Here is a 13,590-nt window from a genome sequence, read left to right as displayed (position 1 = left end):
CCCTGCCTGTTGTCATGAGACGGCTACGCCAGGCATTTTCCAGGTATGGTGCGCGTTGGGCGCTCGGGCTGCTGCTGACCTGCATCGCCGTGGCGTACACGCTCGATTTCTGGACCAGTCACGCGATCGAGCGCCAGGACACCATCATTGCCGACATGCGCATGCGGCTCGAGCCATTCGAGCTCGACCCGAGCATCGTCATCGTCGACATCGACAGCAAGAGCCTGAACGAGGTCGGGCGCTTCCCCTGGAGCCGCAACGTGATGGCCAGGCTGGTGGAGCAGCTGACGCAGCACTACGGGGTCGGGGCGGTGGGCTTCGACGTGTCCTTCCCCGAGCCGGATACGAGTTCCGGCTACGAGGTGCTGGAGCGCCTTGCAGAGCATGAGCTGAAGGGCGTGCCCGGGCTGCAGCGCCAGCTTGGACAGCTCAAGCCGGTGCTCGACTACGACGGGTTGTTCGCGCAGGCCATGCAGGGACAGTCGGTAGTACTCGGATTTAATCTTGCTGACAGCATGGCCAAGGGCGTGCTGCCGCCGCCCGCGTTTACCGAAGAAGACCTGAACGGGCGCCTGTTGCTGGCGCGCGCCTACAAGGGTTACGAGGCGAACATCGCGCGCCTGCAGCAAGCTGCCGCCGGCGCCGGCGTGTTCACCGCGATTCCGGATGCCGACGGGCTGGTGCGATCCTCGCCCTTGCTGTTCCAGGTCGGCGATGGATACTACCCCTCGCTGTCGGTGGCGACCGTCGCAGCCGTCATGCAGGCGACGGCCGTCAAGCCGCTCTTCGGCGAGACCGTCGACACTTTGTCTGCGAACGAGCGCGACGCCAGCACCGTCGAACATATCGCCGTGTTCTCCAAATCCGGAAACGTGCGCTTCCCGGTCGGCGAGGCCTTGAGCGCGACGGTCCAGTACCGCGGCAGCGGTGGTCCGGATGGCGGGGGCTTCCGCTACGTGTCGGCAGTCGACGTGCTGAACGGGAAAGTGGCGGCGGATGCACTCGCCGGAACGATCGTCCTCATCGGAACCACCGCGCCGGGCTTGCAGGACTTGCGCGCGACGCCGGTGAGGAGCGACTTCCCGGGGGTCGAGATCCATGCCAACCTGATCAAATCGATGCTGGACGGGCGCTTCAAGACCCGTCCCTGGTATGCGCAGGCGCTCGAGTGCGTGGTCGTCGCGGCGGTCGGGATGGTGCTCACGGTCGCGCTGGCGGTGCTGTCGCCCGCCTGGTCCGTGCTGGCGGCCGCTACTGCCTTCGCGGGTGTGGCCGGCATGAATTTCTACATGTACTTCGAGCAGGACGCGGTGCTCAGGGTCTTCATCTGCCTGCTCCTGATCGCCGCCCTGTTCGTCATGAACCTCGCCTGGGGCTACTTCTTCGAATTCCGCAAGGGCAGGGCGCTGGTTTCGCGCTTCGGCGAATACGTGGCGCCCGAGCTGGTGCAGAAGATGGCCGAAGACCCGGAAGCCTACAACATGGACGGCGAGAGCCGCGAGCTGACCGTCATGTTCGTCGACGTGCGCGGCTTCACCACCATCTCCGAGGGCCTGAGCCCGAAGGCGCTGCGCGAGTACATCAACATCTACCTCACCGCGATGTCCGAGGACATCCGCTCCAGCCACCAGGGCACGCTCGACAAGTACATCGGCGACGCCGTGATGGCCTTCTGGGGCGCGCCGGTCGCTTTTGCCGACCACGCCAGCCGCGCCGTGGCGACTTCGCTCCTGATGCAGGCCAGCGCCGCGCGCCTGAACCGCGACTTCCTGGCACGCGGCTGGCCGGAACTGAAAATCGGCATCGGCCTGAATTCCGGCCCCATGCACGTCGGCGACATGGGGTCGAAGATCCGCCGCGCCTACACGGTGATGGGCGACGCCGTGAACCTCGGTTCGCGCCTGGAGGGCATCACCAAGGTCTACGGCGTCGGCATCGCAGTCGGCGCCGCCACCAGGCTGGCAGCCCCCGAATTCGTCTATCGCGAGCTCGACCTGGTGCGTGTGAAAGGCAAGAACGAACCGGTCGCCATCTACGAGCCGCTCGGCAAGCCGGCGGAGCTGGCCCCTGCCGTCATGGACGAACTGGCCCGGTGGGATGCTGCGCTGGTTTTGGTGCGCCGCCAGGACTGGGATGCCGCGCAAGAAGCCATAGAAGCGCTTGCCGTGGACCACCCGGAGCGCGGCCTGTACACCCTGTACCTGGAGCGCATCGACCACTACCGTGCCCATCCCCCGGGCCAGGATTGGGACGGGGTGACGACCTTCGACACCAAGTAACCCTGCCGATCCTGCCGCGCATGCAGGACTTTGCTGCAGTGTGTCATTCAAGCAACGCAATGCCCCCCTCGTCATGGGGGAAGTTTTCCTTATCGTTCTGGTTTTTCTCCATTGCAACAAAAAGCTCGTTACACTGCCCTCGAACTTGGCGGCCGCTTGGCTCGCATCTTGATGATTAAGAAGAGAAACTTATAAAAACAACAGTTTATAAAGCAAATCCGATGAAACAATGCTTTGCGCGCCTGCTTGCAGGCTCAGTGCTCGCCATGGCCGTGGCGAGCGCCTGGGGGCAGGAAGCCGGGGCCGCCGGCGCCCCGGACGACATCGTCCGCTTCGAGATCAGCCGCTTCGAGGTAAGCGGAAACACCTTGCTCGGCGCTGCCGAGATCGACGGCGCGGTGACGCCGTTCACCGGCAAGGGCCGCGACTTCGGCGACGTCCAGCGCGCCCTGGAGGCGCTCGAAGCGCTGTATCACGCGCGCGGCTACAAGCTGGTCACCGTGCAGCTGCCGGAGCAGGAACTGGACGGCGGCGTGGTGCGCCTGCACGTGCTGCAGACCAGGATCGGCAAGGTCGCGGTCGAGGGCAACCGCAGCTTCGGCATTGAAAACATCCGCCGCAGCCTGCCGGCGCTGCGCGAGGGCGATACGCCCAACCTGACGCGCGTCTCCGCGAACCTGAAGCTGGCCAACGAGAACCCGGCCAAGAAGCTCAAGCTGAGCCTCGGCAGCGGCGCGCAGGACGAGACCGGCGTGGACACTGTCAATGCGCGCATCGAGGTGGTGGAAGAGCGCCCCTGGACCGTCATGGCCAACTTCGACAACACTGGCACCGGCGCGACCGGCAGGACACATGCGGGCCTGGTGCTGCAGCATGCCAACCTGTGGGGCCGCGACCATGTCGCCAGCCTGCAGTACACCACCACGGCCGAGGAGCCTTCGCAGGTCGCGGTCTGGGGCCTGGGCTACCACGTGCCGCTCTACGCACAAGGCGCCACCCTCGACCTGTACGCCAGCTATTCGGACGTGGATTCGGGCGTGGTCAGCGCCGGCCTGTTCGACTTGGCGGTCAGCGGCCGCGGCGCGGTCTACGGCGCCCGCTACGGCATGGTGCTGGCCAAGCGTACGCTGGGAGGGCGCGAGCTCGAGGGCCGCCTGGTCTATGGCCTGGAAGTGAAAGCCTACAAGAACAGCGTCATGCTCTTCAACCAGGATTTCGGCAACAACGTCACCGTGCGTCCGCTCAGCATCGGCTACCTCGGGCGCGTGGCGCTGGACAACGGCGACATCAACGTGGCGGCGACGCTGCTGCGCAACGTCCCGGGCGGCTCGCGCGGTGCGCAGGAAGACTTCACGATGGCGCGCTCGGGAGCCAAGGCCGGCTACACCGCCTTGCGCCTGGCCGGTGTATCGAGCAGCACCATCGGCGCCAGCGACTGGCTGACCCGCGTGCTGGCCAATGCCCAGTACTCGCCGGACGCGCTGGTGCCGGGCGAGCAGTTCGGCGCCGGCGGCTCCACCAGCGTGCGCGGTTTCGACGAACGCGCGCTGTCGGCCGACTCGGGCCTGGGCCTGAACCTGGAAGTGTACACGCCGAACCTGTGCAGCCGCAGCGGCTGGCAATGCCGCCTGCTGGGCTTCTACGACGCCGCCTACGGCAAGCGCAACAAGGCGCTGCCGGGCGAGTTGCGCAGCACCGCCATCGCCAGCGCCGGCGTCGGTCTGCGCTTCTCGGCAGGCCGCGCGGCCAGCCTGCAGGTCGATTACGGCAATGTGGTGAAAGAGGGCGCCCTGGGCGGCGCCGACAAGGACAGGCTGCACGTGCGCGTCGGCCTGGCCTACTAGAAGGGGTGTGAAATGAGCTTCGTGCGAAACGGATTGATCCGTTTATCCCGGGCGGCGCTGTGCGTCGCCGCCTGTTTTGGCGGCGTCGCCAGCACGGCCGCCGCGCCGACCCTGCCGAAAGTGGTGGCGGGCCAGGCGACGTTCTCCCAGGACGGCAACGTGTTCTCGATCACGAACACGCCGGGGACCATCATCAACTGGCAGAGCTTCTCGGTAAACGCCGGCGAGGTCACCCGCTTCATCCAGCAAAGCAGCGACAGCGCGGTGCTGAACCGGGTCAGCGGCCAGGACCCGAGCCGCATCCTCGGCGCGCTGCAGTCGAACGGCAAGGTCTTCCTGATCAACCCGAACGGCGTGGTCTTCGGGCAGGGCGCACGCGTGGAGGTGAACGGCCTGGTGGCCTCGACGCTGGACATGAGCGACGCCGACTTCCTGGCCGGGAAGAAGAACTTCACCGCCGGTCCGACTGCAGGGAAGGTCAGTAACGAAGGCACGATCACGACCCCGAGCGGGGGCAAGGTCTTCCTGGTGGCGCCCAACGTCGAGAACAGCGGCGTCATCACCGCTCCGAACGGCGAGGTGGTGCTGGCGGCCGGCCGCAGCGTGCAGCTGGTCGATTCCAGCAACCCCGACCTGAGCGTGGTGGTGTCGGCGCCGGGCGACCAGGCCATCAACCTCGGCCAGGTGGTGGCGCAGGGCGGCCGCATCGGCATCTACGGCGCGCTGGTGAACCAGCGCGGCGTGCTCAACGCCAACAGCGCGGTGCTTGGCCGGGACGGCAAGATCGTCCTGAAGGCGAGCAAGGAGACCGTGCTGGAAGGGGGCAGCGTCACCAGCGCCGGCAGCATCGACCTGCGCGCGAACGACCGCATCAACCTGGCTGCAGGCAGCCTGCTTGCGAGCCCGGATTACATCGACCTGACATCCAACCAGATGACGCTTGCCGGCGACATCAGCGGCGTCAATGGCCTTGCCCCGGTGCTGTCCTTCAACACCTTCGACAACACCCGGGCGATCCTGCTGCGCGGCACCGCGCCCAGCTGGGCGCTGGGCCTGGACCCGGCGCGCCTCGGCGCCTTCGACGCCTACGAGATCAACATCGGCAACAGCGGCCATGCGGCGTCGATCAGCATCGACCAGGGACTGACCATGGCAGGCAACCTGGCCATCGACACCGGCGGCTCCATCAACATCAACGCCGCGGTACGCCTGACCGGCGCAAACAGCCAGTTCATCGGCACGCTGCACCGACCCTTGGGCAGCGGAGCCATGGTCAGCAACGTGGGGTCGATCGAAGCCGCGAAGAAGATCAGCCTGCTGGGCGCCGACCAGGTCCAGGTCTACGGCGCGATGGCGTCGGGCGCCATCGACATCAGCGCCGGCAGTGGCGGCATCCAGCTGAACACCGGGACGAGCCTCTCCGCAAACGACACCATGACACTGCGCGGTGCGGGCATGCTGTACCAGGAGGGTGGCGCGGTCGTGAAGGCGCCGCGGCTGCTGATCGAAGGCGACTCGGTCCAGATGCTGGGCGCCAACCAGGTCGGCACGCTGGCCGGCAAGGCCACCCGCGCCGAAGCCGGCAACCTGCGCTTCCGTTATACCGGGGATCTGAAGATCGGCACCGTCGCCGGCGTGTCGGGCCTGGCGGCGCCGGTCGAACTGGCGCTCCAGGGGGGCGCCCTGACTGCCGATGCGGATATCCAGGCCCGCGCGGTGCTGGTCGAGGCCGACGCTATCGGTGGTAACGGCCGCTTCATGGCATCCTCGATGCTGTACCTCGAGTCAAGCAACGGCATCGGCAGCGCAGGCAGCCCGCTGCGCACCAGCGCCACGGTCCTGAATGCCTTCAATACCGGCAGCGGTAGCACGCCGATCAACATCCAGAACGACCGCGCACTGGTCGTGCGCGACGTGGTCCAGGCGGGAGGCGGATCGATCTCGATCGAGACCACCGGTGGCCTGACCGTCGCCGCCACCTCAGTGGAAGGCCAGGGCGTCAGGACCGGCAGCGGCGACATCAGCCTGGTCACGCATAGCCCCCTGACCATCGAGGGCCGGGTCAGCACCGAGAGCGGCAATGTCGCGCTGCTGGCAGATAACAATGGTGCACTGACGATCCGCGAAGGCGGGCAAGTCGCGTCGGCCTCGGGCGCCGTCCGCCTCACCGGCGGCCAGGTCAGCTACGCGCCGGGCAGCGTGACCGGCCGGCTGGAAGTCGTACAGACCAAGCCGGGAACCCAGCAACCCGACCCCGGACGGCCCGATCCCGATCCGGCCCCGCCGCAGCTGAACGTCTGCCTGGCCAATCCGGATACCCCGGGCTGCAGCCGCGTGATCGAAGTGGCCACCCGCACCTGCATGAGCGATCCGGATGGCCCGGGCTGCGCCCAGGTGCTGCCGCCGGTGGACACCTGCCGCACCAACCCCGGCAAGCTTGGCTGCACCGTGGTCATGCAGCGTGAAGAGATCCGCCAGTGCATCGCCACGCCGAAGGCGCAGGGTTGCGCCGGCGTGCTGCCGCCCTTCGAAACCTGCGAGAAGTCGCCGGCGACCTATGGCTGCGCGCCGGTGATCGCGGAGCGGGATGCGATCAGCCAGTGCATCGCCACGCCGACCGCGCCAGGATGCGGCGAGACCCTGCCGCCGCTGGCGACCTGCCGCCTTGATGCCGGCGTGTACGGCTGCGCGCCGGTGATCGCGCGCGCCGAGTTCCTGGCCTGCGTCGCCAACCCGACGGCCGCCGGCTGCGCCCAGCGCCTGCCGGCCCTGCCGCTCTGCAAGGCCACGCCGGGCATCGAGGGCTGCGCGCAGGTGCTGCAAGCGGCCTTCGATGCCTGCCTGGTCAACAAGGGCGACCCGTCCTGCGCCGGCATCCTGCCGACCCTGTCGCAGTGCGAATCGAACAAAGCCATGGCCGGCTGCGAGGCGGTGCTGCCGACCCTCCAGCAGTGCGTCGGCAGCCCGACGCTGCAGGGCTGCTCGGTGATGCTGCCGCGCCTGGAGCAGTGCGTGGTGAACCCGAACCTGGCGGGCTGCGAGGCCGTGCTGCCGAAGCCCGACTTCTGCAGCACGCACCCGACCGACCCGCGTTGCGCCGTGTTCAACCCGGCGCCGGCCCAGGGCGGGGGCGAGTCGAAGAAGCCTGTGGCCGAGGCCCAGCAGACCACCGTCAACCTGATCAATACGCGCACCCCGGCGCAAGAGAAGCTGCCGACGGCGGTCGGCAGCGGTACGGGAGACGGCGGCGCGGGCGGCAGCAAGCCGTCGGAGCAGCCGGAGAACCGGTCCGGTCCGGCGGCAGGCACGAACACTGGAGTAAAGAATGAAAAACCAGCCACAAAAATGTACTGCAACTAGGGCCTTGAGCGCGCTGCTGTTCGCGGCGCTGCTCGTGACCGGCAATGCCGCCTGGGCCGCGCAGGTCGCCGGCGTGGTGGCGCGCCTGAGCGGCCCGCTGATGGCGAAGAAGGCCGACGGCAGCGTCAAGGTGCTGGGCCTGAAGTCGGAGATCGAGAGCGGCGATACGCTGGTGTCGGAAAAGAACACCTACGCGCAGATCAAGTTCATCGACAACAGCGAGATCACGCTGCGCCCCGGCACCACCTTCAAGGTCGAGAACTTTTCCTTCGACGAGGGCAAGCCGGACGGCGACAATGCCAGCTACAGCCTGGTGAAGGGCGGCCTGCGCTCGATCACCGGCCTGATGGGCAAGCGCAACAAGGAGAAGTTCTCGCTGAAGACACCGACCGCGACCATCGGTATCCGCGGCACCACCTTCATTGCGCAATTCGTGCCGACGCCGGCGCCAGGCGCGGCGCCACCGGTGCTGGCGCCCGGCCTGCACCTGAACGTGACCGATGGCGCCATCATCGTGACCAACAACGGCGGCTCGCTCGGCTTCCAGGCCGGCCAGTTCGGCTACGTGCCGAACGTGAACCAGCCGCCGGTGATCGTCCCGAGCAACCCGAACATCCAGTTCGTGCCGCCGCCGGCCTTCGACGCGGGTAGCGGTGTCGGCGGGCCGCAGGCCGGCGCCGGTCCGGCACGGGAGAACGCCGTCGACTGCGTCGTGCGCTGAGCCGACGTCTTCCCGCAGAGCCCCGTGCGCCCCAGGCCGACGGGGCTTTTTACTTCAAGAGCGCTGGGCGCGAGCGCGTTCGAGCAGCAGCTCGCGTTCGCGGCTGTTGGCGGTCATGGCGGCGGCGCGTTCGAATTCGCGGCGCGCTTCCTCGAAGCGGCCCAGCTTGGAGAGCAGGTCGGCGCGCACGCTCGGCAGCCAGTGGTAGCCGGCCAGCTTGCCCTCCAAGGCCAGCGCATCGGCCAGCGCCAGGCCGGCGTCAGGGCCGTCGGCCATGCCCACGGCCACCGCACGGTTCAGTTCGACCACCGGCGAGGGCTGGAGCTGGGCCAGCTCGGCGTACAGCGCCGCGATCGCCCGCCAGTCGGTGTCCGCTGCGACGCGGGCGCGGGCATGGCAGGCCGCGATCTCGGCCTGCAGCACATAGGGGCCCCGTGGCAAACCGGGCTGTGCGGCGCGCGCCAGGGCGGCGAGGCCGCGCCGCACCAGCATGCCGTCCCAGCGCGAACGGTCCTGGTCGAGCAGCAGCACCGGCCGGCCTTCGGCATCCAGGCGCGCCCCCATGCGCGAGGCCTGCAGCTCCATCAGCGCCACCAGGCCGTGCGCTTCCGGCTCGTCCGGCGCCAGTTCGGCCAGCATGCGGCCCAGGCGCAAGGCTTCGTCGACGAGGGCCGGGCGCATCCAGTCTTCGCCGGCGGTGGCGGCATAGCCTTCGTTGAAGATCAGGTAGACGGCTTCCAGCACGGCGCCGAGGCGCTCGCCCAATTCGTTCGGCGGCGGCAGTTCGAAGGGCACGCGTGCTTCGGCAAGCAGGCGCTTGGCGCGCACGATACGCTGGGCCATGGTGGCTTCCGGGACCAGGAAGGCACGCGCGATCTCCTGGGTGGACAGGCCGCCCAGCAGCTTGAGCGTGAGCGCCAGGCGCGCGTCGAGCGAGAGCACCGGATGGCAGGCCGTGAACATCAGGCGCAGCAAGTCGTCCTGGAAGACGTCGTTGCGCGCGGCGTCCAGGCCGTCGACGAAATCAGGGACAATCAAGGCCTCCTGTGCTTCGAGGTCGAGGCCGATCTGCTCGAGCTTCTGCTGGAGCAGGCGGTCGCGGCGCAGGCGGTCGAGCGCGGCGTGCTTGGCCGTGGTCGTGAGCCAGGCGCCCGGATTGTCGGGGATGCCCTGGCGCGGCCAGTGCTCGAGGGCCGCTACCAGGGCGTCCTGGGCCAACTCCTCGGCCAGGCCGACGTCGCGCACCATGCGCGCTACGACGGCCACGATCTTCGCCGACTCGATGCGCCAGACGGCGGCGATGCTGCGTTCGACCTGTGCGTCCATCAGATTTGAACCGCGGCGTATTCGGCCGGCTGCCGGGCGGGCGCGTCTTCGATATGGGTCAGCGCCCACATGTGGCCGTCGAGATCCGCGAAGCCGTGCTGGTACATGAAGCCGTGGTCTTGCGGGTCTTCCGGCAGGGTCGCGCCGAGCGAGAGCGCCTTGCTTGCCACTGCATCGACCTCGGCGCGGCTGTCGCAGAACAGGCAGAGGAGGGCGATGGTGCTGGTGCGCGGGTCGGCCATCGGCTTCCTGGTCAGGGTGCCGAAGAAGGATTCGGCGCACAGCATGACGAAGATGTCGTCCGACACCACCATGCCGCAGCCATGCCCGCTGCCGAACTGCGGATCGAAGGAAAAGCCCAGGGCGCTGAAGAAGGCCTTGCTGCGCTCGAGGTCCCTGACCGGGAGGGTGATGGCGATGCTCTTTTTCATGGTGGCTCCTTTCAGGCGGCGGCGTGGCTGGCGGGGCAAAGCACGCGAAGGTCGTCGAGCTCGTAGAGCCGGCGCACTTCGATCTCGGCGTCAAGCAATTCGCCATGCGGGGCGGGGAAGCGGCGCGACCATTCCATCGCCTCTTCGCGCGAGCGCACCTGGATCAGGGTGTAGCCGGCGACCAGCTCCTTGGTCTCCGTGAAGGGGCCGTCGGTGAAGGAGCGCCGTCCTTCGTGGTAGCGGACGCGCCAGCCGTCGCGGCTGGGCTGCAGCCCATTGGCTTCGAGCAGGACGCCGGCCCGGGCCAGCTCCTGGTTGTAGTCGTGCATGGCATCGAACAGCTCCTGGCTCGGCAGGATGCCGGCTTCCGTGTCCGCTGTGGCCTTGACGATGATCATGAAACGCATGTCGGTCTCCTTGTCGTGGGGTGGCGCCAGGCGGCGCTCACTCCTACGACGAAGGATGGCGCCGTGAATCGACATGCCGGTTCATTTATTTTGCGTGCGCGAAGCAGGGCGCCAGGGCGCGCACCTCGACAGTGGCCCACTCCGCCGCCGGACACTGCTGCGCCAGCGCGATCGCCTCTTCGCGTGTGTCGACGTTCACCAGGAAGAAACCGCCCACCATTTCCTTGGCCTCGGCAAAGGGACCGTCGATAATGCGTGCCTTCCCGCCGGGAGCGCTCACGCGTACCGCCCTGTCCGTCGATGCCAGCGATTCCGCCCCCAGCAACAGGCCACGGCTGCGGAGGTCCTCGCCCCAGCGCAACATGCGGTCGTAGACGGCGCGGCCTTCAAGCTCGCCGCGGGTGGCGCGCTGGCCGATGGGTTCATGGATCAACAGCATGTGTGGCATCGGAATCCCTCCTGGTTGGACTGAACCCGGCTATTCTAAGCTGCCGCACCCCGGCGGGCATGCTGCAGCGCGCAAATCCATTTGACACCCAGTTGCACCAGCAGTGCGGCGCCGGTCGCCAGCAGGAAGGCCGAGGCGGCCGGCTGCGCGCCCAGCAGGGAGGACAGCACCAGGCAGAACACCGTAAAGGCGTAGTAGCCGTTGACCATGCCGCGCAGCAGCGCCACCGCGAAGCCCGGCCCGCTGTCCCGATGCGAGAAGCCCACCAGCACCGTGCTCATCACCGGAAACATCGCAAACAGGCCGGAGAGGCGTGGACCGAGCGTCGCTGCGGCATAGGTCACGCCCAGCGACAGGGCAGCGGCGGCCAGCATGCGCCAGGGGAGGTCGCCGGCCGGCTTGCCGGGTGCGGCCTGTTCCGCGCCAGGCCCGTACAGCCGCGGCGCCACCAGCAGCGCGAGCACGACGATGGGGAAGCCTGCCCATGGCGGCAGCGACACGGACTGCAGCAGCAGGACGGCGAGCCCATAGGCGAGCAGGGCGGCCGCCATCGCCCGCGGCATGCCGAGGGCAGGGACCAGCAGGAGCTTTAACAGGAAGATCATGCGCGACGAATAGCGGGCACAAAAAAAACGCCCGCCAGGTGGCGAGCGTTCCGGACTGCGCCTGCCCGGAAGGGCAGGCGATGGTAAAACACGCTTACAGCACGTCGCTGGCATGGTCCGCCAGGCGTGAGCGTTCGCCGCGCGCCAGGGTGACGTGGCCGCTGTGGCTCCAGCCCTTGAAGCGGTCGACCACATAGGTCAGGCCGCTCGAGCCTTCGGTGAGGTAAGGTGTGTCGATCTGGGCGATGTTGCCGAGGCACAGGATCTTGGTGCCGGGACCGGCACGCGTGACCAGGGTCTTCATCTGCTTCGGCGTCAGGTTCTGCGCCTCGTCGATGATGAGGAACTTGTTGACAAACGTGCGGCCGCGCATGAAGTTGAGCGACTTGATCTTGATGCGCGAGCGGATCAGGTCCTGGGTCGCGGCGCGGCCCCAGTCGCCGCCGTCGCTGTCGGACTTCATCAGCACTTCCAGGTTGTCGTCGAAGGCGCCCATCCACGGCGACATCTTCTCCTCCTCGGTACCCGGCAGGAAGCCGATGTCCTCGCCCACCGGCACGGTGACGCGGGTGACGATGATCTCGTTGTATTGCTTGGTCTCGAGCACCTGGGCCAGGCCCGCCGCCAGGGCCAGCAGGGTTTTACCCGTACCGGCCTGGCCGAGCAGGGTGACGAAGTCGCATTCCGGGTTCATCAGGAGGTTGAGCGCGAAGTTCTGCTCGCGGTTGCGCGCCGTGATGCCCCAGACATTGTTCTTGTTGTGGCTGTAGTCGCGCAGGGTCTGGAACACCGCGGTCTTGCCGTTGATCTGTTTTACCTGGCCATAGAAGGGCGCTTCGCCGTTCTGCGGCTCGATGAACACGAATTGGTTCACCAAGAGGGTCGGGATCACGGGACCGGTGATGCGGTAGAAGGTGGTGGAGTAGCCGCTCTTGTTTTCCTGCCAGGACTCCATGTCCTTGCCGTGCTTGTTCCAGAAATCGTCCGGCAGCTGGACGATGCCCGAGTACAGCAGGTCGGTGTCTTCGAGCACGTGGTCGTTGAAGTAGTCCTCGGCCGGCAGGCCCAGCGCACGCGCCTTGATGCGCATGTTGATGTCCTTCGAGACCAGCACGATGGCGCGGCCCGCCATCCGGTCTTCGAGCGCACGCACCACGCCCAGGATCTGGTTGTCGGCCTTGCCTTCGGGCAGGCCTTCGGGCAGGGGCGCGGAATCCAGGTTGGTCTGGAAGTAGAGGCGGCCCCGGGCATCCTTGTTGCCCAGCTTGGCCAGCGGGATGCCGGCCTCGATCGCGTCGTCGTCGACGTTGGCGATCAGGGCATCGAGGGTGCGCGCCACCTGGCGGGCGTTGCGCGCGACTTCCGACATGCCCTTCTTGTGGTTGTCGAGCTCCTCGAGCGTCATCATCGGCAGGTAGACGTCGTGCTCCTCGAAGCGGAACAGCGAGGTCGGGTCGTGCATCAGGACGTTGGTGTCGAGCACGAACACCTTGGTGGTGCCGCTGCGATCGGCCTTGCGGCTGGTGGACGACTTGACCGTGACCTCGACCGGCTTGTGCTTGGCCGGATGCGGCTGGTCGGCGTCGGTCTCCCGCAGGCGCGCGCCGGCACCGTCCTTCGACTTGCGCGCCGGACCCTTGGCCAGCGGCGCTTCGCCGGTGGGGGCGTCGGCGTTCGGGGTGCCCACGACATTGACGGGCGCGGTGCCGGTGACGCCGGCGGCGGCGTCATTGGCGGCGGGGGCTGCGGCAGCCTTGGCCTTGCGTGCCCGGGTCGCCTTCGGCGTCGGCACGGCCTGGCCGCTGATCAGTTCTTCGAGGTCGGCGTCGGCCGTCGCGGACGCCGGGCGCACGGACGACTTGCCCGGTTCGGCCTTGGGATAATCTTTTGCCAGCAGCATGGTCGCTGGCTTGGTTGGCATTTTTGGCAGTGGCATCAGGTTCTCGATTCGAAAAAGGTCTTAATGGGACGCGCAGGCGCAGCACGGGGCGCGCCGCTGCACGGAAACGATGCTACTTAAGGTGTACTGCGGGAGGTGTTGCTGTTGCTGGCGCTGCCAGCTTGAGGGCTGCAGCCGGAGGATGCCGGTCCGGCGGCAGCGGGAGAGATGATGCTGATGATCGTCGTGATGAAATGCGCGGTAACTCAAAATAGGTGGCAATCGTCCAG

General features: G+C 67.5%; 10 protein-coding genes. 4 read left to right on the top strand and 6 right to left on the bottom strand.

The genetic code is table 11. The features are described from left to right. Positions 1 to 14 precede the first annotated feature (14 nt). The 4 genes from MA09_RS14040 to MA09_RS14025 all read left to right on the top strand — a co-directional run bounded on the left by MA09_RS14040 (position 15) and on the right by MA09_RS14025 (position 8,204). Complete coding sequence (locus tag MA09_RS14040) at positions 15 to 2,279, top strand: CHASE2 domain-containing protein (RefSeq protein ID WP_036249478.1); 2,265 nt, start codon at positions 15 to 17, stop codon at positions 2,277 to 2,279. A 221-nt stretch (positions 2,280 to 2,500) separates the two neighbouring features. After that, positions 2,501 to 4,123 (top strand): ShlB/FhaC/HecB family hemolysin secretion/activation protein, encoded by a 1,623-nt coding sequence (locus MA09_RS14035; RefSeq protein ID WP_036249476.1) that lies wholly within the window; start codon positions 2,501 to 2,503, stop codon positions 4,121 to 4,123. A gap of 12 nt (positions 4,124 to 4,135) precedes the next feature. Then, complete coding sequence (locus tag MA09_RS23735) at positions 4,136 to 7,483, top strand: filamentous hemagglutinin N-terminal domain-containing protein (protein ID WP_081897592.1); 3,348 nt, start codon at positions 4,136 to 4,138, stop codon at positions 7,481 to 7,483. A 4-nt stretch (positions 7,484 to 7,487) separates the two neighbouring features. After that, complete coding sequence (locus tag MA09_RS14025; protein WP_229440707.1) at positions 7,488 to 8,204, top strand: FecR domain-containing protein; 717 nt, start codon at positions 7,488 to 7,490, stop codon at positions 8,202 to 8,204. Between the two features lie 54 nt (positions 8,205 to 8,258). Here the strand turns inward: MA09_RS14025 and MA09_RS24630 are convergent, their stop codons facing one another. The 6 genes from MA09_RS24630 to MA09_RS13995 form a co-directional block, all read right to left on the bottom strand. Beyond that, complete coding sequence (locus MA09_RS24630; protein ID WP_036249473.1) at positions 8,259 to 9,530, bottom strand: RNA polymerase sigma factor; 1,272 nt, start codon at positions 9,528 to 9,530, stop codon at positions 8,259 to 8,261. Continuing rightward, positions 9,530 to 9,961: a VOC family protein gene (locus MA09_RS24625; RefSeq protein ID WP_036249470.1), complete on the bottom strand. Its 432-nt coding sequence runs from the start codon at positions 9,959 to 9,961 to the stop codon at positions 9,530 to 9,532. The genes MA09_RS24630 and MA09_RS24625 overlap by 1 nt, the downstream gene beginning before the upstream one ends. 11 nt (positions 9,962 to 9,972) lie before the next feature. After that, complete coding sequence (locus tag MA09_RS24620; RefSeq protein ID WP_051933434.1) at positions 9,973 to 10,368, bottom strand: YciI family protein; 396 nt, start codon at positions 10,366 to 10,368, stop codon at positions 9,973 to 9,975. Positions 10,369 to 10,453: 85 nt separating this feature from the next. Continuing rightward, entirely contained in the window at positions 10,454 to 10,816 is a 363-nt protein-coding gene (locus MA09_RS14005) for a YciI family protein (RefSeq protein WP_036249467.1), read from the bottom strand. Between the two features lie 35 nt (positions 10,817 to 10,851). Beyond that, on the bottom strand, positions 10,852 to 11,421 hold the full coding sequence (locus MA09_RS14000; protein WP_051933433.1) for a hypothetical protein: 570 nt from the start codon (positions 11,419 to 11,421) through the stop codon (positions 10,852 to 10,854). Between the two features lie 94 nt (positions 11,422 to 11,515). Further along, positions 11,516 to 13,357, bottom strand: coding sequence for a PhoH family protein (locus MA09_RS13995; protein ID WP_036249465.1), 1,842 nt, complete (start codon positions 13,355 to 13,357; stop codon positions 11,516 to 11,518). Positions 13,358 to 13,590: the final 233 nt, after the last annotated feature.

It is taken from the genome of Massilia sp. BSC265, assembly GCF_000740675.1.
GTDB lineage: Bacteria > Pseudomonadota > Gammaproteobacteria > Burkholderiales > Burkholderiaceae_D > Telluria.
Note: the sequence above shows the minus strand (reverse complement) of the source record. Positions and strands in the feature narration are given on the sequence as shown.